This is a genomic window from Streptomyces sp. NPDC093109 (assembly GCF_040701725.1).
Classification (GTDB): Bacteria; Actinomycetota; Actinomycetes; order Streptomycetales; family Streptomycetaceae; genus Streptomyces.
In genome coordinates this window covers 23,672-43,153 of the sequence record NZ_JBFBEZ010000019.1, presented here as the reverse complement: position 1 = coordinate 43,153, position 19,482 = coordinate 23,672, and the positions used below count along the sequence as shown (strand labels likewise).

At 72.1% G+C, this 19,482-nt stretch carries 18 protein-coding genes; 3 read left to right on the top strand and 15 right to left on the bottom strand.

From position 1 onward, the window contains the following. Nucleotides 1–39: 39 nt before the first annotated feature. From topA to bldG, 7 genes are all read right to left on the bottom strand, one after another. Nucleotides 40–2,895, bottom strand: a complete 2,856-nt coding sequence (topA, locus tag AB0389_RS19665) for a type I DNA topoisomerase (protein WP_366396698.1) — start codon at nt 2,893–2,895, stop codon at nt 40–42. A gap of 400 nt (nt 2,896–3,295) precedes the next feature. Continuing rightward, nucleotides 3,296–3,493 (bottom strand): hypothetical protein, encoded by a 198-nt coding sequence (locus AB0389_RS19660; protein WP_114665113.1) that lies wholly within the window; start codon nt 3,491–3,493, stop codon nt 3,296–3,298. Nucleotides 3,494–3,634: 141 nt separating this feature from the next. After that, nucleotides 3,635–5,170 carry a methyltransferase gene (locus tag AB0389_RS19655; protein ID WP_366396697.1) on the bottom strand — a complete coding sequence of 512 codons (1,536 nt, stop codon included), beginning with the start codon at nt 5,168–5,170 and terminating at the stop codon, nt 3,635–3,637. 95 nt (nt 5,171–5,265) lie between these two features. Further along, a complete protein-coding gene (locus AB0389_RS19650) occupies nt 5,266–5,862 on the bottom strand; it encodes a small secreted protein (protein ID WP_366396696.1) in 597 nt (198 codons plus the stop codon). A 182-nt stretch (nt 5,863–6,044) separates the two neighbouring features. After that, nucleotides 6,045–8,357, bottom strand: a complete 2,313-nt coding sequence (locus AB0389_RS19645; RefSeq protein WP_366396695.1) for a sodium-translocating pyrophosphatase — start codon at nt 8,355–8,357, stop codon at nt 6,045–6,047. 162 nt (nt 8,358–8,519) lie between these two features. Next, the gene (locus AB0389_RS19640; protein WP_366396694.1) at nt 8,520–8,966 is read right to left on the bottom strand and encodes an ATP-binding protein; all 447 of its coding nucleotides are present in this window, start codon (nt 8,964–8,966) and stop codon (nt 8,520–8,522) included. A 97-nt stretch (nt 8,967–9,063) separates the two neighbouring features. Further along, nucleotides 9,064–9,405 (bottom strand): anti-sigma factor antagonist BldG, encoded by a 342-nt coding sequence (gene bldG / locus AB0389_RS19635; protein ID WP_366396693.1) that lies wholly within the window; start codon nt 9,403–9,405, stop codon nt 9,064–9,066. 79 nt (nt 9,406–9,484) lie between these two features. Here bldG and AB0389_RS19630 point away from each other — a divergent pair, with 79 nt between their 5' ends. Beyond that, entirely contained in the window at nt 9,485–11,983 is a 2,499-nt protein-coding gene (locus AB0389_RS19630) for a DEAD/DEAH box helicase (protein ID WP_366396692.1), read from the top strand. Here the strand turns inward: AB0389_RS19630 and AB0389_RS19625 are convergent. The 7 genes from AB0389_RS19625 to ssd form a co-directional block, all read right to left on the bottom strand. Continuing rightward, on the bottom strand, nt 11,916–12,296 hold the full coding sequence (locus AB0389_RS19625) for an Rv3654c family TadE-like protein (protein WP_366396691.1): 381 nt from the start codon (nt 12,294–12,296) through the stop codon (nt 11,916–11,918). The two genes, AB0389_RS19630 and AB0389_RS19625, sit on opposite strands and share 68 nt — an antisense overlap. Next, a complete protein-coding gene (locus AB0389_RS19620; RefSeq protein WP_366396690.1) occupies nt 12,281–12,679 on the bottom strand; it encodes a TadE family type IV pilus minor pilin in 399 nt (132 codons plus the stop codon). The genes AB0389_RS19625 and AB0389_RS19620 overlap by 16 nt, the downstream gene beginning before the upstream one ends. Continuing rightward, entirely contained in the window at nt 12,666–12,878 is a 213-nt protein-coding gene (locus AB0389_RS19615; protein WP_366396795.1) for a DUF4244 domain-containing protein, read from the bottom strand. The genes AB0389_RS19620 and AB0389_RS19615 overlap by 14 nt, the downstream gene beginning before the upstream one ends. 56 nt (nt 12,879–12,934) lie before the next feature. Beyond that, nucleotides 12,935–13,717 carry a type II secretion system F family protein gene (locus AB0389_RS19610; protein WP_366396689.1) on the bottom strand — a complete coding sequence of 261 codons (783 nt, stop codon included), beginning with the start codon at nt 13,715–13,717 and terminating at the stop codon, nt 12,935–12,937. Then, nucleotides 13,714–14,541, bottom strand: a complete 828-nt coding sequence (locus AB0389_RS19605) for a type II secretion system F family protein (RefSeq protein ID WP_366396794.1) — start codon at nt 14,539–14,541, stop codon at nt 13,714–13,716. The genes AB0389_RS19610 and AB0389_RS19605 overlap by 4 nt, the downstream gene beginning before the upstream one ends. A gap of 62 nt (nt 14,542–14,603) precedes the next feature. Further along, on the bottom strand, nt 14,604–15,767 hold the full coding sequence (locus tag AB0389_RS19600; RefSeq protein ID WP_366396688.1) for a TadA family conjugal transfer-associated ATPase: 1,164 nt from the start codon (nt 15,765–15,767) through the stop codon (nt 14,604–14,606). Continuing rightward, the gene (ssd, locus tag AB0389_RS19595) at nt 15,764–16,861 is read right to left on the bottom strand and encodes a septum site-determining protein Ssd (protein WP_366396687.1); all 1,098 of its coding nucleotides are present in this window, start codon (nt 16,859–16,861) and stop codon (nt 15,764–15,766) included. The genes AB0389_RS19600 and ssd overlap by 4 nt, the downstream gene beginning before the upstream one ends. Nucleotides 16,862–17,365: 504 nt before the next feature. Here ssd and AB0389_RS19590 point away from each other — a divergent pair. Further along, nucleotides 17,366–18,214 (top strand): HAD-IB family hydrolase, encoded by an 849-nt coding sequence (locus AB0389_RS19590; RefSeq protein ID WP_366396686.1) that lies wholly within the window; start codon nt 17,366–17,368, stop codon nt 18,212–18,214. A 188-nt stretch (nt 18,215–18,402) separates the two neighbouring features. Further along, nucleotides 18,403–18,591 carry a hypothetical protein gene (locus AB0389_RS19585; RefSeq protein ID WP_366396685.1) on the top strand — a complete coding sequence of 63 codons (189 nt, stop codon included), beginning with the start codon at nt 18,403–18,405 and terminating at the stop codon, nt 18,589–18,591. Here the strand turns inward: AB0389_RS19585 and AB0389_RS19580 are convergent. Then, the gene (locus AB0389_RS19580; protein WP_366396684.1) at nt 18,573–19,454 is read right to left on the bottom strand and encodes an oxidoreductase; all 882 of its coding nucleotides are present in this window, start codon (nt 19,452–19,454) and stop codon (nt 18,573–18,575) included. The genes AB0389_RS19585 and AB0389_RS19580 overlap by 19 nt on opposite strands. Nucleotides 19,455–19,482 lie beyond the last annotated feature (28 nt).

The following is a 19,482-nucleotide window of genomic DNA, read 5'->3' as shown; positions in this document are numbered from 1 at the left end:
ACCCGGACCCGGACCCAGCATCTTTAAAGATGCCGACTTCTACTCGCCAGTACGCGAAGCCGCCGTCTTCTTCGCAGCGGTCTTCTTCGCGGCGGTCGCCGTGGTCGTCTTCTTGGCGGCCGTCTTCGTGGCGGCGGTCTTCGTGGCGGCGGTCTTCTTCACCGCGGTCTTCTTGGCGGCCGTCGCCGTCTTCTTCGCGGGCGCCTTCTTCACGGCCTTCTTGGCGGTCTTCTTCGCCGGGCTCTTCGCCCGCTTCTCCGCGAGCAGCTCGTAACCGCGCTCCGGCGTGATCGCCTCGACGCTGTCGTCGGTCCGCAGCGTGGCGTTCGTCTCGCCGTCCGTGACGTACGGGCCGAAGCGCCCGTCCTTCACCACCACAGGACGCTCGCTCACCGGGTCCGTGCCCAGCTCCTTCAGCGGCGGCTTGGCCGCGGCCCGGCCCCGCTGCTTGGGCTGCGCGTAGATCGCCAGCGCCTCGTCCAGCGTGATGTCGAAGAGCTGGTCCTCGCTCGTCAGCGAGCGCGAATCCGTGCCCTTCTTGAGATACGGGCCGTACCGGCCGTTCTGCGCGGTGATCTCGACGCCCTCGGCGTCCGCGCCCACCACCCGCGGCAGCGACATCAGCCGGAGCGCGTCCTCCAGCGTCACCGTGTCCAGGCTCATCGACTTGAAGAGCGAGGCGGTACGGGGCTTGACCGCGTTCTTGCCGGTCTTCGGCGTCCCGTCCGGAAGGATTTCGGTCACATACGGGCCGTACCGGCCATCCTTGGCCACGATCTGATGGCCCGTCCCCGGGTCGGCGCCCAGCTCGAAGTCGCCGCTCGGCTTGGCGAGCAGCTCCTCCGCGTACTCGACCGTCAGCTCGTCGGGTGCCAGTTCCTCGGGCACATCGGCGCGCTGATGGTTCTCCTCGTCCTTTTCGCCGCGCTCGACGTACGGGCCGTAACGCCCGACGCGGAGCATGATCCCGTCACCGACGGGGAACGAGGAGATCTCCTTGGCGTCGATCGCGCCGAGGTCCGTGACCAGTTCCTTGAGGCCGCCGAGGTGATCGCCGTCACCGTTGCCCGCGCCGGCGGCGGCGCCCGCGCGGTCGTCGCCCTCGCCGAAGTAGAAGCGCCTCAGCCACGGCACGGCCTGCGCCTCGCCCTGGGCGATCCGGTCGAGGTCGTCCTCCATCTTGGCCGTGAAGTCGTAGTCGACCAGCCGGCCGAAGTGCGTCTCCAGCAGATTGACCACGGCGAAGGAGAGGAAGGACGGGACGAGCGCCGTGCCCTTCTTGAAGACATAGCCGCGGTCGAGGATGGTGCCGATGATCGAGGCGTAGGTCGACGGGCGGCCGATCTCGCGCTCTTCCAGCTCCTTGACCAGCGAGGCCTCGGTGTAGCGGGCCGGCGGCTTGGTGGCGTGGCCGTCGACGGACAGCTCCTCGGCGGAGAGCGCGTCGCCCTCCGCGACCTGCGGCAGCCGGCGCTCGCGGTCGTCCAGCTCCGCGTTCGGGTCGTCGGCGCCCTCGACGTACGCCTTCATGAAGCCGTGGAAGGTGATCGTCTTGCCGGAGGCGGAGAATTCCGCGTCCCGGCCGTCGCTCGACGTGCCGCCGATCCGGACGGTGACGCTGTTGCCGACCGCGTCCTTCATCTGGGAGGCGACGGTCCGCTTCCAGATCAGCTCGTACAGCCGGAACTGGTCACCGGTCAGCCCGGTCTCCGCCGGGGTGCGGAAACGATCGCCCGAGGGCCTGATCGCCTCGTGCGCCTCCTGCGCGTTCTTGACCTTGCCGGCGTACGTACGCGGCTTCTCCGGCAGGTAGCTCGCCCCGTACAACTGCGTGACCTGCGCCCGGGCCGCCGAGATCGCGGTGTCGGAGAGGGTCGTGGAGTCCGTACGCATATAGGTGATGAAGCCGTTCTCGTACAGCTTCTGCGCGACCTGCATCGTCGACTTCGCCCCGAAGCCCAGCTTGCGCGAGGCCTCCTGCTGGAGGGTCGTCGTCCGGAAGGGCGCGTACGGGGAGCGGCGGTACGGCTTGGACTCGACCGAGCGGACGGCGAAGGAGGCGTCCGCCAGGGCGGCGGCCAGCGCCCGCGCGTTCGCCTCGTCCAGGTGGAGCACCTGGTCGGACTTGAGCCGGCCGTCCGGGCCGAAGTCGCGGCCCTGGGCGACACGCCGGCCGTCGACCGAGTTCAACCGGGCGACCAGCGAGGACGGGTCGGACGGGTCTCCGGCGCGGCCCGTGGAGAACGTGCCGGTCAGGTCCCAGTACTCGGCCGAGCGGAAGGCGATGCGCTCGCGCTCACGCTCAACGACCATGCGGGTCGCAACGGACTGGACACGGCCCGCCGAGAGGCCGCGCATGACCTTCTTCCACAGGACCGGCGAGACCTCGTACCCGTACAGGCGGTCGAGGATGCGGCGGGTCTCCTGGGCGTCGACCATGCGCGTGTTCAGCTCGCGCGGATTGGCGACTGCGGCCCTGATCGCGTCCTTGGTGATCTCGTGGAAGACCATCCGGTGGACCGGGACCTTGGGCTTGAGGACTTCCTGGAGGTGCCACGCGATGGCTTCGCCCTCGCGGTCCTCATCGGTGGCGAGGTAGAGCTCGTCGGATTCGGCCAGCAGCTCCTTGAGCTTTCTGACCTGGGACTTCTTGTCGGCGTTGACGACGTAGATCGGCTGGAAGTCGTTCTCGACGTCCACACCGAGGCGGCGCACCTCGCCGGTGTACTTCTCGGGCACCTCGGCGGCGCCGTTCGGGAGGTCACGGATGTGCCCGACGCTCGCCTCGACGACATAGCCAGGGCCGAGGTAGCCCTTGATCGTCTTCGCCTTGGCAGGCGACTCGACGATGACGAGTCGGCGGCCGCCGTGTGCGGTCTCGCTGGTCGGGGACAACTTCGCTCTTCTCTCCGGTCGACACTCGGTGGGCCCGTACGGGCGTACGGCAGCGTTACGGCAGGGTCGCGAGCGGCCCTGTGGTGACACTGCTTCGCTGCGGAGTGTGACGGTACAACCCGCCCCCGTGTCAAACGGCAAAAGACCGCAACGGCCCCTCGAACGGTAACCCGACTCCGGGCGTTCCTGCCGCCCGGACCCCCGGGCCCGTCGCGTCGCACCGGCTCGGCGGAGATTCCGCCGGGGGTCGTACAGGCGGCTCGCCGGCGGCTCGCGCCGACCCGTTCCGCGCAGGTCCGGCCCAGGTCCGACCCAGGTCCGGGGCCCTGGGGGCGGTGCCGGAAAGGTCGGTTCGATCATGGTCAGGAGGTTCCGGTACAGCTGTCCGGAAACGCGTGGATCACATACGTCCGAAGCACCAGAGGCCGAGAGCGAGAAAGACCACGCCCGAGAGTGTCGTGAGGGTGATGGCCGCTTTCGGCCGTACGCCGAGGGCCACGGGCGCCCGGTGCAGGACGCGGGCGCCCGTCCAGAGCAGCAGTCCGGCACCGAACAGCACGAAAACCGTTCCCGCGAAGACCGCAGGGCTGTTCTCCATACCCGCACCCCGTTCCGTCCGGGGCGCCGCCCGGGCGCCCCGGCCCGAGGCTGGCACCCCGGGGCGTCACCGGCGCGAACTCCGGGTGAACGCCGCACGCGCATTGCCGCTCTGCCGTGCGGAAGGTGTGCGGACGTTTGGTTACGCCAGGTCCGGGTCCAGGTCCGGGTCCAGGACCGGTTCCAGGAAGCCCTCCTCCACCAGCAGCCGGATCACCCGCGGCGTACGGTCGCGGAGCAGCACCGCGTCGTCCCCCGTCAGCTGGGCGATCGCGTCCAGGATCCGCCCGGCGCTCAGGCTCCCGTCGCAGACGCCCGCGAAGCCCGCGCCGACCGTGTCGACCTTCGTCGCCCTGCGCATGCCCCGGTGCTGACGCAGCACCACATGCTCCGGGTCCTCGGCGCCGGGCAGCCCCACCTGCTCCTGGACGACCTCCGGCGCGAGCGTGAAACGACCGGCGAGGAGCGCGGCGTCGTCGTGCGTCCGCAGATAGTCCTGCCGTTCGAAGTGGGCCCGTACGGTCGCGCCGAGGGGCTGCTCCACCGGGTGCGGCCACTCCTCCACGACGACCGAGGGGCGCTCGGCGGCCGTTTTCCTGAGCGTGATCCAGCCAAAGCCGACCGCCTTGGTCTTCCGGGCCTCGAACTCGTCCAGCCAGGCTTCGTACCGCTCGGCGTACGCGGCGGAGTCGCCGTGGTGGTCACCGCTGTCGCGCAGCCACAACTCGGCGTACTGCGTGACGTCCTGGACCTCGCGCTGCACGATCCAGGCGTCGCAGCCTCGCGGCACCCACGAGCGCAGCCGGTCCTGCCACTCCTCGCCCTCCACGTGCTGCCAGTTGGCGAGGAAGTGCGCGAATCCGCCCTCGTTCAGATGCTCCCCCGCGTGCTGGACGAGGGTGCGGCACAGGTCGTCCCCGCCCATCCCGCCGTCCCGGTAGGTGAGCCGGGCGCCGGGCGAGATGACGAACGGCGGGTTGGAGACGATCAGGTCGTACGTCTCGTCCGCGACCGGTTCGAAGAGCGAGCCCGCACGCAGCTCGGCGGGCGGCGCGTCCGAGAGGGCGAGGGTCAGCCGGGTGAAGCCGAGGGCCCGGGGGTTGAGGTCGGTGGCGGTGACCCGGGTGGCGTGCTGGGCGGCGTGCAGCGCCTGGATCCCGGAGCCGGCGCCGAGGTCGAGCGCGCTGGTGACCGGCGTACGGACCGTGAGCCCGGCCAGCGTCGTGGAGGCGCCGCCGACACCGAGCACCACCCCCTCGCCGTGGCCGCTCGCGCCGGACGCGCCACCGACGGCGCACCCCAGGTCGGAGACGATGAACCAGTCCTCGCCCTCGGGTCCGCCGTACGGCCGTACGTCCACGGTCGCGCGGACCGTGTCCCTGGTCCCGCCCTCGTCCCGCACGACCCAGCCGTCCGCGAGCGCCTCGGCCAGCGGGAGCGCCGCCTCGGCGGCGGCGGACGCCACCGGGCGCTGGAGGAGAAAGAGCCGCACGAGCGTTTCGAGCGGGGTGTCGCCGCGGGTGGCGCGCAGCGCGGGCACGGTCTCGCTGCGGGCCAGCGCGGCGTAGGCGGGCGCGCCGAGCAGGTCGAGCAGCCCGTCGGCGGTGAAGTCCGCGGCGAGCAGGGCCGCGCGGAGCGTGGACGAATGGTCGGGCACGGGAAAGCTGGTCGTACTCACCCGCCCATTGTGACGGCTCCCACTGACAACGGCCCGTGGCCCGGCCCCTCGTACGGGGCCGGGCCACGGATTTCAGCGGCGTACGTCACCGCCGGTCAGGACTCGCTGCCCGCGGCGGTCGGGGCGGCGGACCCGCCGGTGGCGGAGGGCTTCTGGCAGCCCGGCTGCTTCGCCATGGCCTTGCCCACATCACCGGACTGGAGCTGCCGCAGCGCCTTGTCGCCGCTGTTGCTGAGCTTGTCCAGCTCGTCCGCGACGTCCTTGAGGCCGTCGGCGAACTTCGCCTGGTCCTTGACGTCGAGCGCGTCGACCTTCGTCTTGAGGCCCGCGTACGCCGTCGAGGTGGCGTTCAGCTCCTTGACCGCCTCCTGCTGGGTCGTCTCGCCCTCCTTGCCGGGCGGGGCACCGGCGCTGCTCACGGCGGCGCCCAGCGACTTGTACGCCTCGGAGATGGACTGGAAGGCGGCGGAGTCGGTCTGCTGGACCTCGGCCGGCTTGCTGCTGTCCGAGGTCGCCTGCTGGATGGACGTGTTGGCGCCCGCGATCTTCGTCAGCTGTGGCTGCACCTGATCGCAGACCTTCTTGGCCCAGTCGTTCACCTTGCTGTCGCTGTCGTCGCTGCCACTGCAACCGGACAGCGCCATGAGCAGTACCGCACCGCCGGACAGCGCGGCCACAAGCTTCTTGTTCACCGGAGGGGTCCCTTCCAAGGCTCTCGGCCCCGGAACATACACGCCAGGGGGGTGGCAACCGCGAGGAGAGCGCCCGATCCGTACACCATTGCAGCCATTTGCACCAAGGGAGAGACACCTCACGGACACCGCGCGTTCCGCCCGGCGCGAACAGACGCCGGGCGGCAGGCGCGGTCCGCGCGTCAGTCCGCGCTCTCCGCGGCGCTCTCCACCGCGACCGAGCGCCGCTTGGAGACGTACACCGCCCCGACGATGACGAGGAGCGCGAGAACGGCCACCAGCGCCCTGACGCCGGCGTTGGCGTGGCTGCCGTAACTGAACCGCACGACGGCCGGGGCGATGAGCAGCGCCACCAGATTCATCACCTTGAGCAGCGGGTTGATGGCGGGGCCCGCCGTGTCCTTGAAGGGGTCGCCGACGGTGTCGCCGATGACCGTGGCGGCGTGGGCGGGGCTGCCCTTGCCGCCGTGGTGGCCGTCCTCGACGAGCTTCTTGGCGTTGTCCCAGGCGCCTCCGGAGTTGGCGAGGAAGACGGCCATCAGGGTGCCGGTGCCGATCGCGCCGGCCAGGAACGAGCCGAGCGCCCCGACCCCGAGCGTGAAGCCCACGGCGATGGGGGTGAGGACGGCGAGCAGCCCCGGGGTGGCCAGTTCGCGCAGCGCGTCCTTGGTACAGATGTCGACGACACGGCCGTACTCGGGCTTCTCGGTGTAGTCCATGATGCCGGGGTGCTCGCGGAACTGCCGCCGTACCTCGTAGACCACCGAACCGGCCGACCGGGACACCGCGTTGATCGCCAGCCCGGAGAAGAGGAAGACGACGGCGGAGCCGAGGATGAGCCCCACCAGGTTGTTGGGCTGGGAGATGTCCAGACTGAGCGTCACCTCGCCCGCCCTGGCGCCCACCTCCGCGACCGCCGTGGCGATGGCGTCGCGGTACGAGCCGAAGAGCGCCGCCGCGGCGAGGACGGCCGTCGCGATGGCGATGCCCTTCGTGATGGCCTTCGTGGTGTTGCCGACGGCGTCGAGTTCGGTGAGCACCTGCGCGCCCGCGCCCGTGACGTCGCCGGACATCTCGGCGATGCCCTGGGCGTTGTCGGAGACCGGGCCGAAGGTGTCCATGGCGACGATGACCCCGACGGTGGTGAGCAGGCCCGTGCCCGCCAGCGCCACGGCGAAGAGGGCGAGCATGATCGACGTACCGCCGAGCAGGAAAGCCCCGTACACCGCGAGTCCGATCAGCAGCGCGGTGTAGACGGCCGATTCGAGGCCGATGGCGATGCCCGCGAGCACGACGGTGGCGGGGCCGGTCAGGGCCGAGGCGCCGATGTCCCTGACGGGGCGCCGGGTGGTCTCGGTGAAGTAGCCGGTCAGCTGCTGGATCAGGGCCGCGAGCACGATGCCGATGGCGACCGCGAGGAGGGCCAGCACCCGGGGGTCGCCGCCGTGGTCGAGGATCGCCGGGTCGGTGACCCCGTTCAGCTCGGCGTACGTGGCCGGCAGATAGACGTAGGACGCGACGGCCACCAGCGCGAGCGAGATCACCGCGGAGAGGAAGAACCCGCGGTTGATGGCGCTCATCCCGCTGCGGTCGTGACGGCGCGGGGCGACGGCGAAGATGCCGATCATGGCGGTGATCACCCCGATCGCGGGAACGATCAGCGGGAAGGCGAGCCCGAAGTCCCCGAACGCCGCCTTGCCCAGGATGAGCGCGGCGACGAGCGTCACGGCGTACGACTCGAAGAGGTCGGCGGCCATCCCCGCGCAGTCGCCGACGTTGTCGCCCACGTTGTCCGCGATGGTGGCGGCGTTGCGCGGATCGTCCTCCGGGATGCCCTGTTCGACCTTGCCGACCAGGTCGGCGCCGACATCGGCGGCCTTGGTGAAGATGCCGCCGCCGACCCTCATGAACATGGCGATGAGCGCGGCGCCGAGGCCGAAGCCCTCCAGGACCTTGGGTGCGTCGGCGGCGTAGACGAGGACCACGCAGGAGGCGCCGAGCAGTCCGAGGCCGACCGTGATCATGCCGACCACGCCGCCCGTACGGAAGGCGATCCTCATCGCCCGGTGGGAGACCTCCGTCGGATCCTTCTCCGGCTCGCCCTCGGCCGGCGTCGCCTCCCGCGCGGCGGCGGCGACCCGCACATTGCTCCGTACCGCGAGACGCATTCCGATGTACCCGGTGGCCGCCGAGAAAACGGCACCCACCAGGAAGAACAGCGAACGTCCCGCGCGCTGCGACCAGTTGTCCGCCGGTAACAGCATCAGCAGAAAGAAGACCACGACGGCGAATACGCCGACGGTACGCAACTGCCGTGCCAGATAGGCATTCGCGCCTTCCTGTACAGCGGCGGCGATCTCCTTCATGGACGGGGTGCCCTCGTCGGCGGCCAGCACCTGGCGCGCCAGCAGTTGAGCGACGAACAGGGCCGCCAGGGCGACGGCCGCGATGACGATCACGATCAGCCGGTTGTCGTTCGTGAGTACCGGAGTCATTCGTCCTCCTTGACGCTCAGCGTTCAGGATGGACGGATTGTAGGGAGCGAAACCCGATCGAAACAGAGCACGCCACAGCCGAATTCGGGAAAAAAAGAAAGACCCTGCTCGGCAGGGTCTTTCTCAAGAATGGATCACGTAACGCATATCGATACGGCGCGGTCAGGGCGGAGTCGCGGCCGACCCGGTGGGCCAGCTCATCCGGATGACGCCGCCGTCGTCGCCCGACGTGACTTCCACGTCGTCGACGAGCCCGCTGATGACGGCGAGCCCCATCTCGTCCTCGCCCTCGGCATCGCTCTCGTGGAGGTCGCCCGAGGCGCTGCCACCCGGCCCGCCGGCGGCAGCCCCGCCGGAGCCGGGCACCCCGTCGCCGACCTCGATGGAGAAGCTCTTCTCCTCCTCGGTCAGCACGACTCTCACCGGGTCGGTGATGCCATGACCGCGGTGCAGCCCGACCGCACGGCTGCATGCCTCACCGACCGCGAGTCTGACCTCGTCCAACACAGCCTCGTCCACGCCCGCGCGACGAGCCACGGCAGCAGCCACCAGACGGGCCGTCCTGACGTGCTCGGGCTGGGCGCTGAAGCGGAGTTCAACGGTGGCCATGCGATCCCCCTCAACGTACGAGCGTGTGAATCCCACAGGCGGGGGCACCCGGGCATGCCGCCCGGTGCCCTGCCTCTTCCTCAGGAAGGCCGCGACCTCAGTCGGTGGCGTTCACGGCCTCGTCGACCGAGTTGTGGATCGGGAACACCTTGGTGAGACCGGTGATCCGGAAGATCTTGAGAATGCGCTCCTGGTTGCAGACCAGCCGCAGCGAGCCCTCATGGGCGCGCACCCGCTTCAGTCCGCCCACGAGCACGCCCAGACCGGTCGAGTCCAGGAAGTCCACGCCTTCCATGTCCACTACCAGGTGGTAGTTGCCGTCGTTCACCAACTCGACCAGCTGCTCGCGCAGCTTGGGCGCGGTATACACATCAATCTCGCCACCGACCTCGACAACCGTACGGTCGCCAACGATGCGAGTCGACAGGGACAGGTCCACGGATCCTCCAGCACCTTGCTATCGAGCGGTCGCCCCTCGGGTCTCCCCGACGGAGCCAGGGGACGTATCGCCAGCCGCGATGGCATTCAATCACTTACCAGCAGTCATGCACGACGCCTTCGGCCCATTGTCCGTCACACCAGTGACAGACTCGATGCCGATGGCAGCGAATCACCGACCCGGCGGACCCCCGGAGAGCGGGGCCGAGGGCCCCTCCCCCGGCACGGTCCTCGACCGGCTCGCCGCAGGGGCGGGCCGTGCTGCGCGCATCACCCATACGGAGCACCTGCCCCCGCGAGAGGGCAGCCATGCGGTCTGGCCCGATCGCATCCGTCCGGAAGTGATCAATGCCATTCAGCGGGCCGGGATCACCCATCCGTGGACCCATCAGGCGACTGCGGCCGAACACGCGCTCGACGGCGAGTCCGTCGTCATCGCCACGGGCACCGCGTCCGGCAAGTCCCTCGCCTATCTCGCGCCCGTGCTGTCCGCGCTCCTCGACGGCTCGGAAGCACCCAACGGCCGGGGTACGACGGCGCTGTACCTGGCCCCGACGAAGGCCCTCGCCGCCGACCAGCGCCGCTCCGTCAAGGCCCTCGCCACCCCGCTCGGCAACCGCGTACGCCCCGCCGTGTACGACGGGGACACTCCCGTCGAGGAACGCGAATGGGTCCGCCAGTACGCCAACTACGTCCTGACCAATCCGGACATGCTGCACCGGGGCATCCTCCCGTCCCACCCCCGCTGGGCCTCCTTCCTGCGCGCCCTGCGCTATGTCGTCATCGACGAATGCCACACCTACCGCGGCGTCTTCGGCTCGCACGTGGCCCAAGTGCTGCGCCGGCTCCGCCGCGTCTGCGCCCGCTACGGGGCACACCCCGTCTTCCTCCTCGCCTCCGCGACCGCCGCCGAGCCCGCCGTCACCGCGGGCCGGCTCACCGGGCTGCCCGTCCACGAGGTCGCCGACGACGCCTCCCCCCGCGGCGAACTGGTGTTCGCCCTCTGGGAACCGCCGCTCACCGACCTCCACGGCGAGAAGGGCGCCCCCGTCCGCCGTACCGCCACCGCGGAGACCGCCGACCTCCTCACCGACCTGACCCTCCAGGGAATCCGGACGGTCGCCTTCGTACGCTCCCGGCGCGGTGCCGAGCTCGTCGCGGTCATCGCCCAGGAACGCCTGGCCGAGGTCGACCGCTCACTGGCCCGCCGCGTCGCCGCCTACCGCGGCGGCTACCTCCCCGAGGAACGCCGTGCCCTGGAGAACGCCCTGCACTCCGGCGAACTCCTCGGCCTCGCCGCCACGACCGCCCTGGAGCTGGGCATCGACGTCTCCGGCCTGGGCGCCGTCATCATCTCCGGCTACCCCGGCACCCGCGCCTCGCTCTGGCAGCAGGCCGGCCGGGCGGGCCGCTCGGGGCAGGGCGCGCTGGCCGTCCTGGTCGCCCGGGACGATCCACTGGACACCTTCCTGGTGCACCACCCGGAGGCGCTGTTCCAGCAGCCCGTCGAGTCGACCGTCCTCGATCCCGACAACCCGTACGTCCTCGCCCCCCATCTCTGCGCAGCGGCCGCCGAACTCCCGCTCACCGAGGACGATCTGACGCTCTTCGGCCCCGCCGCGCCCGGACTGCTCCCGCAGCTGGAGACCGCGGGCCTGCTGCGGCGCCGTACCTCCGGCTGGTACTGGACCCGGCGTCAGCGGGCCGCCGACCTCGCCGACATCCGGGGCGAGGGCGGCCGTCCGGTCCAGATCGTGGAGGCGGGCACCGGCCGGCTGCTCGGCACGGTCGACGAGGCGGCCTCCCACACCGCCGTCCACGAAGGCGCCGTCCACCTCCACCAGGGCCGCACCTATCTGGTGCGCCGGCTCGACCTCACCGATTCGGTCGCCCTTGTGGAGGAGGCCACTCCGCCGTACTCCACCACCGCCCGCGACACCACCGCCATCTCCGTGCTCGAAACCGACACCGTGATCCCCTGGGGCGACGGCCGCCTGTGCTACGGCTCCGTCGAAGTCACCAACCAGGTCGTCTCCTTCCTGCGCCGCAGGCTCATCACCGGCGAAGTGCTCGGCGAGAGCAAGCTCGATCTGCCACCACGGACCCTGCGCACCCGGGCCGTGTGGTGGACGGTCACCGAGGACCAGCTCGACGCCGCCCGCGTCAACCCCGAGCAGCTGGGCGGCGCGCTGCACGCCGCCGAGCACGCCTCCATCGGGATGCTGCCGCTCTTCGCCACCTGCGACCGCTGGGACATCGGCGGCGTCTCCGTGCCCCTCCATCCCGACACGCTGCTCCCGACGGTCTTCGTGTACGACGGCCATCCGGGCGGCGCGGGATTCGCGGAGCGGGCCTTCCGGACGGCCCGTGAGTGGCTCACCGCCACCCGCGAGGCCATCGCCTCCTGCGAGTGCGAGGCGGGCTGTCCCTCCTGCGTCCAGTCCCCCAAGTGCGGCAACGGCAACGAACCCCTCCACAAACGCGGCGCCGTCCGGCTGCTGACCGAACTCCTCAGGCCGGCGCCCGGGACACCGCTTCCGGCGGAGCCGTCACCGGCGGCGGGCCCGCCCGGGCCCTGACCGTCGGCGCGTACGGTCCGAAGGCGGCCCGCGCCGTGACATCGGCGATCTCCCCGCTCAGCGCGCACCGCACCACCTCGGCACCCTGGGCCGCCGCCACCTCGGCCGCCCTGCGGCACGCCTCCGCCGGTCCGGCGAGCGCGCGGTCCGCCGCCGCGAGGGCCGCGAGATCGGCCACCGCGCCCGCCCGGTGCCGGGCGGCGACCGCCTGTCCGAGGCCCAGCACCACCGCGAACACCGCGCACATCGTGGTCGCCGCCATGGCCACCCACACCGTCGCCGAGCCCCGGTCCCCCGTCAGGCCTCCGGCCATGGAGCCACCCCCGCTCCCTGCGCCCCGTCGACATCCTCCGCCGCCGCGACAGCCTCGGCCGTGAGCGTCAGGGCGAGCGCGCCAGGACCCGGCGTCGGCGCCTCGACCCGTACCCGCCACAGATCGCCCGCGCGCCCCAGGGTGACCCGCGCCCCGGCGGGCGCCGCGGCGCGGGCGGCGTCCAGCGCCACCGCACTCGGCTCCGACCTGGCGACGGCACGCGCGCCCGCGCGCGCCGCGTCCACGCACCGGATCTGCGCGGCGGCGGCCGTCAGCGCCCAGACCAGCGCCATGGTGAGCGCCACCAGCGCCGGCACCGCCACGGCCGCCTCCGCCGTCACGGCCCCCCGGTCGCCCGGGAGGCCACGCTCAGAACTGCGCATCGAGCGCCTTCCCGATGAGCGACTGCAACGCCCCCATGACGGGCCCACTGGTCACCACCTTGTAGAGCACCGCCGCGAAGGCGCAGGCGGCGATCGTGCCGACCGCGTACTCCGACGTGGTCATCCCCGTATCGGCGCCGCCGGCCGCGCGCAGCCGCGCCCGCAGCGTCAGCCGCGTCCTCGTCCACATCCGTCGCATCCGCACTTCGGTCTCCTTCGTCCATCGGATCAGGTCGGTTCGGGTCTCGAAATCGATCAGTTGCCGGTCAGTAGCCCGCTCGCCAGGCCGATGACCACCGGAGCCACCCCCACCGCCAGGAAGGCGGGCAGAAAGCACAGCCCCACCGGCGCGGTGATCAGCACCTGGGCGCGCTGGGCCCTGGCCACCGCTGAGCGGGCACGCTCCGCCCGGAACTCCTCGGCCAGCCGGGCCACCGGCTCCGCCGCCGGGGCTCCCGTGGCCCCGGCCCGCTCCAGGCAGCCGGCCAGCGCGGCCGCGCCCGGTATCGCCCCGAGCCGCCCCCACGCCTCGGCCGGTTCACCGCCGAGGCGCAGCTCCGCCGCCGTGCGCGCCAGCCGGTCGCCGACCGGGCCGCCCAGCGACTCGCCCACGACTGCCGCCGCTTCGCGCGGCCCGGCGCCCGCGCCGAGGCAGGCAGCCAGCAGATCGGCGGCGAGCGGCAGCTGCCGCGCCACCTCGGCCGCCCGGTTCCGGTCCGCCCGGTGCGGGCCGCCGCGCCGGAGCAACCGCCGCACCGCATACGCGCCGACGAGTCCCACCGCCCAGCCGACCGCCCCGCCGACCAGAACCGCACCGGTGAGCACCGCGCCGAGCGGCGGCCCCCACCGCACCGCCCAGGTCCGCGCCGTCCCCCGCGGTACGGGGCCCGGCCGCGCGCAGGCGATGTTCAGCAGGGCCGCGAGCCGCTCGCGCGCCCTCCTCTCGCGCCGCCGCGCCGCCATCGCGAGCGCAAGACAGCACACGGCGGCGAGCAAGGGGGCCGCGGTCCACAGCCCGGTGACGAACTTCCCGGTCATGGCGCCTCCCCGGCCTGTACGACACGAGCGGCCCACCACAGGCCCGCGCTCTCCAGCAGCCCACCGGCGGCCAGACAGCCCAGGCCCGCCGGGGTATGGAGCAGCACCCGCAGCGGGTCGGCGCCCAGCGCCGTGCCCATCAGCAGCCCCACCACGGGCAGCAGCGCGAGCACCACCACCGTCGACCAGGCACCCGCCAACTGCGCCCGTAACCCCTCCCGCTGGTCCTTCTCCGCCCGGAGCGCGGCCTCCAGCCGGTCCAGCCCGGCGGCGAGCCCCGCGCCGCTGTCCACCGCCACCCGCCAGCACGCCGCGAACCCCACGAGCCCGTCCGCACCCGGCTCCCGCGCGGCCCGGCGCAGCGCACCGGGTACGTCCCCGCCGAACCGCGCCGCGGCCCGCACAGCGGCCTCCGCACCGCCCAGACCACCCGTGGGCCCCGCGGCGGCCAGCAGGGCCTGTACGGGCTGGGAACCGGCCCTCAGCTCGGCTGCCGTCACGCCGCAGAGCGCGAGGACCGCGTCGGCCCGCCGCTCCCGTGCCCGCCGCAGCGCCCGTGCCCTGAGCCGACGCCCCACCAGCGGCACCGCCACGGCGCCCCCGATCAGCGGCAGCACCGACTCGCCCCACACGGCGAGCAGGACCGCCGGCGGCAGACACCACCACTCCCGGCCCCGCCGCAGCGCCCAGCCGCGCGCCGCCGGCAGCCACCGCTCCCACGGAGGAGCGCCCGGCGCCCCGGCACCCGGCATCCCGGCACCCGGCGCCTCGCCTTCGGCGAGCAGCATCCGGGCCCTGCGCAGCCCCCGTTCATGACCGGCCATCAGCCAGGCCGCCGCACCGGCGCACACCGTCGCAGTGCAGTTGACGGCGATCGTCGCCACCGTCACAGCGCACCCCCGAGCAGCTCAAGGAGCCGCGCCCTGCCCCGCTCCGGCACGAACGCCTCCGTGCCCCAGCGCAGCGCGGGCACCGGCACCACCAGCCCCGCGGCGTCCCGTTCCAGCACATGCACCTCGGCGACCCTCCGGCGCCCGTCCCGGTCCCGTACGAGGTGGATCACGACCGACAGGGCCGCCGCCAACTGGCTGTGCAACGCGGCGCGGTCGAGCCCCGCGGCCGTCCCCAGGGCCTCCAGCCGGGCCGGCACGTCGGCCGCCGTATTGGCGTGGACCGTGCCGGACCCGCCTTCATGACCAGTGTTGAGCGCGGCCAGCAGTTCGGTGACCTCGGGGCCGCGGACCTCGCCGACGACCAGCCGGTCCGGCCGCATCCGCAGCGCTTGTCTGACCAGGTCCCGCAGCGTCACCAGGCCCGCGCCCTCCTGGTTCGCGGGCCGGCCCTCCAGCCGCACCACATGGGGATGGTCGGGCCTCAACTCCGCCGAATCCTCGGCCAGTACGATCCGCTCCCGCGCGCCGACCAGGCCGAGCAGGGTGGAGAGGAGCGTGGTCTTGCCCGTGCCCGTACCACCGCTGATCAGGAAGGAGAGCCGTGCCTCGATCAGCGCCCGCAGCAGCCGCTCCCCGCCGGGCGGCACCGTGCCCGCCCGGACCAGCTCGGCCAGGGAGAACGCCTTGGGCCGCACCACGCGCAGCGACAGACAGGTGGATCCGACCGCCACGGGCGGCAGAACCGCGTGCATCCGGGTCCCGTCGGGCAGCCGCGCGTCCACCCAGGGCCGGGCGTCGTCGAGCCGGCGCCCTGCCGCGGCGGCGAGCCGCTGCGCCAGCCTCCGTACGGAGGCCGCGTCCGCGAACGTCACCCCCGTCAGCCGCAGGCCGCCGCCGCGGTCCACCCACACCCGGTCGGGCGCGGAGACCAGCACGTCCGTCACCGAAGGATCGGCGAGCAGCGGCTCCAGCGGGCCGGTCCCCACCAGCTCGCAGCGCAACTCCTCGGCGGCGCCCAGCACTTCCGTATCGCCCAGCAGCCGTCCCTGCGCCCGGAGCGCCGCGGCCACCCTGGCGGGCGTCGGATCGGCCCCGCTCTCCGCGAGCCGCTGCCGTACGGCGTCCAGCAGCCCCCCCGCCGTCGTCCCCGCGCTCATGACGGCACGCTCTCTTCCCCGGCGAGCGCCCGCTCCCAGAAGGCCGCGCAGAACGCGGCCAGTGGCCCACGGATATGGGAGCCCGGCGGCGCTCCGGTGTCCTGCGCCTGCGACAGGCCCGGTTCCACCGGGAGTTCGCCCGCGAGCGGGAGGCGCAGCACGTCTGCGATCCACTGTTCGTCCAGTCCGGCCGCGTACGGGCCCCGGACCACGACGCGCAGGTCCGGGAGGACCATGCTCACCATTGAGGCGACCCGGCCCGCCGCCGCGACGGCGCGCAGTCCGCCGGGGACCACCAGCAGCCCGAGATCCAGCTGGGCGAGGGCCTCCGCCACGGCCTCGTCCACCCGGCGCGGCAGGTCCACCACCACGATGCCGCCGCGCCTGCGGGCGGCGGCGAGCACCGACCGCATGGCCTCCGGCCGGACCAGCACGGAGTCCCCCCGGTCCCAGCTGAGCACCCGCAGCCCGTGGAGTCGCGGCAGCGACTCCTCCAGCGCGCCGCCCGCGACCCGTCCTTTGGAGGCCGCGAAGTCGGGCCATCGTCTGCCTTCGGTCTGCTCTCCGCCGAGCAGTACGTCGAGCCCGCCGCCGAGCGGATCCCCGTCGATCAGCATCGTGCGCCGACGGGCCCGCGCCGCGGTGACGGCCAGGGCGCAGGCCAGCGTCGAGGCGCCGGCGCCACCGCATCCGCCGATCACCCCGATGGTGAGCGCCTGCCGTCCCGCGCCCTCGGCCGCGTCCGCGATCCGGTCGACCAGCCAGCTCTCCGCGTCGGGCAGCCGCAGCACGCAGTCGGCGCCGATCTCCACCGCCCACCGCCATACGTCCGGGTTGTCCTGGTCCCGCCCGACGAGCATGACGCCCCGCCGGCGGGGCGCGCCGTGGCACCGGGCCGCCGCGTCGTCCCCGACGAGGACCAGCGGCGCGTCCTCCCAGTCCCCCTTCCGCTCCGGCACCGAGTGGTGCACCTCCGGCTCGACGCCGGCGGCCGCGCACAGCCGCAGCAGGTCGTCGAGCAGTTCCACGTCCTCGGTGACGATCAGCGGTCGCGCCCCGCGCTCCCCGGCCACCGGTGACCGATCGGATGTCATGGATCCAGCCACGATCCCCGCCCCCTGTCTCTGCCTTGCTCCGGTATCCGCGAGTCGTTCTTCGAGCGATCTCGCGACGATCCGGTATCCGTGATTCCGGCTTTCCGCGAACTTCGCGGCTGGAATCACCGTGCAGGGCAACAGGAAATCGTGTGGATCTTGCTTGAAAACTGTGGACAACTCACGAGTTGTGAATATCCCGGTAGCTCATACCGGTGACTTCCGGAGAGCTGCGCATTGGCTACACACAGTGACGGGCAAGCTCCCTGCGACAGCGATGACACGCGGAGGAACAGAGAGGGAGGGCCGTGCGATGCGAGAGCCGAAAAGGGGTCCGGACATGCGACGACCCCCGCCGGGGGGGGAGAGCGGGGGTCGTCCCCACGGCCGACTCGGGGGGGGGGAGGAGCCGGACCGGGTTAGCACGGTCGCGAACGATCCGTGACTTCCATGGTGTACCCGAGAGCCTTCTCGGGCAAACCCACGCGCCATACCTTACGCCGAATGGTGGGCGCATATGCTCAACCCGTGGAAAACCACTCCTTGCCGCGTACAGCAGCCTTCTTCGACCTGGACAAGACGGTCATTGCGAAGTCATCGACGTTGACCTTCAGCAAGTCCTTCTACCAAGGCGGTCTGATCAACCGCCGCGCCGTGTTGCGCACCGCATATGCACAGTTCGTCTTCCTCGCCGGAGGCGCCGACCACGACCAGATGGAGCGCATGCGGGAGTACCTCTCCGCGCTCTGCAAGGGCTGGAACGTCCAGCAGGTCAGGGAGATCGTCGCCGAGACTCTGCACGACCTGATCGACCCGATCATCTACGACGAGGCGGCGTCCCTCATCGAGGACCACCACACGGCGGGACGCGACGTGGTGATCGTCTCCACCTCGGGCGCGGAGGTCGTCGAGCCGATCGGTGAGCTGCTCGGCGCGGACCGGGTCGTCGCCACCCGGATGGTGGTCGGCGCGGACGGCTGCTTCACCGGCGAGGTGGAGTACTACGCGTACGGGCCGACCAAGGCCGAGGCGGTCAAGGCGCTCGCCGCGTCCGAGGGGTACGACCTGTCGCGCTGCTACGCGTACAGCGACTCCATCACCGATGTCCCCATGCTCGAATCGGTCGGCAATCCGTTCGCGGTCAACCCGGACCGCGCGTTGCGCCGTGAAGCGACGGCCCGCGCCTGGCCGATTCTGGTGTTCAGCCGGCCCGTTCGCCTCAAGCAGCGGCTGCCCGCCTTCTCGATGCCGCCACGCCCCGCACTGGTCGCGGCAGCGGCGGTGGGCGCTGCCGCCGCGACGGCGGGGCTGGTCTGGTATGCGAGCCGACGTCGGCAGTCAGCTCAGGGCTGATCCGTTGGCCGCCCCCTCCACCCCCTCCCCACCTGCGCTCTTTGCCCTTATTTGAAGGCAAAAGTAAAGAAGTGGGGCCAGGGGTTCCGCATCCTTCCGCACAGGAGTACAAAGGATTCAACGGCCCGCGAGACCAAGGACATCCGAGAGGATCACCTGTTTACGCACCAGGCCCCACGGACCGAAACATGAAAACCGGGCACCCACGCGACGTCGACCCGTCGATTACGGGCCAGCCGCACCAGGCGACGGGCGAAGTACCCGACCTGATGGGCGAATTCACGAGGACGCTTGGTAACCCGGTGGACATGCAGCGGCGGCGCCGGTACGGCGTCGCCGCAACGCTGTCCGCGACGGTTCAGGCCGCGCCGCGCTGAAGCGCCTCACAGACGGCCGTCGACTCCCGCACCCCCAGCTCGATCGCGCGCCCGCAGTGCGTGATCCACGCCGCCATACCGTCCGGAGTCCCGGACAGATAGCCGTCGAAGGCCGCCGCGTACGCCGCGCGCCCCAGCTCCGCGTGGCCCACCTCGGCCGGACAGATCGACTTGGGGTCGAGACCGCTGGCGATCAGCACGATCCGCTCGGCCGCCCGTGCGACCAGGCCGTTGTACGAGCCGAACGGGCGCAGCGCCAGCAGCTCACCGTGCACCACCGCGGCCGTCACCAGCGCGGGCGCGGAACTCGTGGCGAGCACCAGCCGCGCCAGCCCGTCCAGCCGCCCCGCGACCTCGTCCGCGCCCGGCAGCGGCGCCTCCGCCGGCGACCCGGCTCCCGCCGCTGATCCGGGCATCTCCACGACCGGCTCGCCGGCCAGCCGGGGCCGTCCGACCGTCCCGTCGGGCACCCCCGTACCGCCCGCGGCCACCAGATGGAGCCGGGCCAGCACCCGTACCGGTGACTGCGCCCAGATGGAAAGGAGTTGACCCGCCTCGGCGTTCAGCCGAAGCGCCGCGCCGACCGTACGGGCCTCGGCGTCGGAGCCGAAGTCGGTGCGCCGGCGCACCTCTTCGAGCGCCCAGTCCGCGCCGGACAGCGCGGCGGAACCACGCGCGGCCCGCAGGGCGGCTTCCGAGGTGATCTCGTTGCTCCGCCGCCGCATGACGCGGTGCCCGTAGACCCGGTCGACGGCCTTGCGTACGGAATCCACCGCGTCCGGCACCCCCGGAAGCGCGGCCAGCACGACCAGGGGGTCCGCCGATCGCGGCGCGGAAGAGGCGTCAGAGGCTGTCGTACTCATAGGTAAGGAGGCTACGCGCCCTGAGCAC

What these genes read in the sequence shown, in the direction of transcription:
- AB0389_RS19645 (WP_366396695.1), bottom strand. Translation starts at nt 8,357, where the DNA reads ATGACTCCGGTACTCACGAACGACAACCGGCTGATCGTGATCGTCATC.
- AB0389_RS19625 (WP_366396691.1), bottom strand. Translation starts at nt 12,296, where the DNA reads ATGGCCGGAGGCCTGACGGGGGACCGGGGCTCGGCGACGGTGTGGGTG.
- AB0389_RS19660 (WP_114665113.1), bottom strand. Translation starts at nt 3,493, where the DNA reads ATGGAGAACAGCCCTGCGGTCTTCGCGGGAACGGTTTTCGTGCTGTTC.
- AB0389_RS19600 (WP_366396688.1), bottom strand. Translation starts at nt 15,767, where the DNA reads ATGAGCGCGGGGACGACGGCGGGGGGGCTGCTGGACGCCGTACGGCAG.
- AB0389_RS19615 (WP_366396795.1), bottom strand. Translation starts at nt 12,878, where the DNA reads ATGCGACGGATGTGGACGAGGACGCGGCTGACGCTGCGGGCGCGGCTG.
- ssd (WP_366396687.1), bottom strand. Translation starts at nt 16,861, where the DNA reads ATGACATCCGATCGGTCACCGGTGGCCGGGGAGCGCGGGGCGCGACCG.
- AB0389_RS19585 (WP_366396685.1), top strand. Translation starts at nt 18,403, where the DNA reads ATGAAAACCGGGCACCCACGCGACGTCGACCCGTCGATTACGGGCCAG.
- AB0389_RS19605 (WP_366396794.1), bottom strand. Translation starts at nt 14,541, where the DNA reads ATGGCCGGTCATGAACGGGGGCTGCGCAGGGCCCGGATGCTGCTCGCC.
- AB0389_RS19620 (WP_366396690.1), bottom strand. Translation starts at nt 12,679, where the DNA reads ATGCGCAGTTCTGAGCGTGGCCTCCCGGGCGACCGGGGGGCCGTGACG.
- AB0389_RS19580 (WP_366396684.1), bottom strand. Translation starts at nt 19,454, where the DNA reads ATGAGTACGACAGCCTCTGACGCCTCTTCCGCGCCGCGATCGGCGGAC.
- AB0389_RS19590 (WP_366396686.1), top strand. Translation starts at nt 17,366, where the DNA reads ATGGTGGGCGCATATGCTCAACCCGTGGAAAACCACTCCTTGCCGCGT.
- AB0389_RS19640 (WP_366396694.1), bottom strand. Translation starts at nt 8,966, where the DNA reads ATGGCCACCGTTGAACTCCGCTTCAGCGCCCAGCCCGAGCACGTCAGG.
- AB0389_RS19610 (WP_366396689.1), bottom strand. Translation starts at nt 13,717, where the DNA reads ATGACCGGGAAGTTCGTCACCGGGCTGTGGACCGCGGCCCCCTTGCTC.
- AB0389_RS19630 (WP_366396692.1), top strand. Translation starts at nt 9,485, where the DNA reads ATGGCATTCAATCACTTACCAGCAGTCATGCACGACGCCTTCGGCCCA.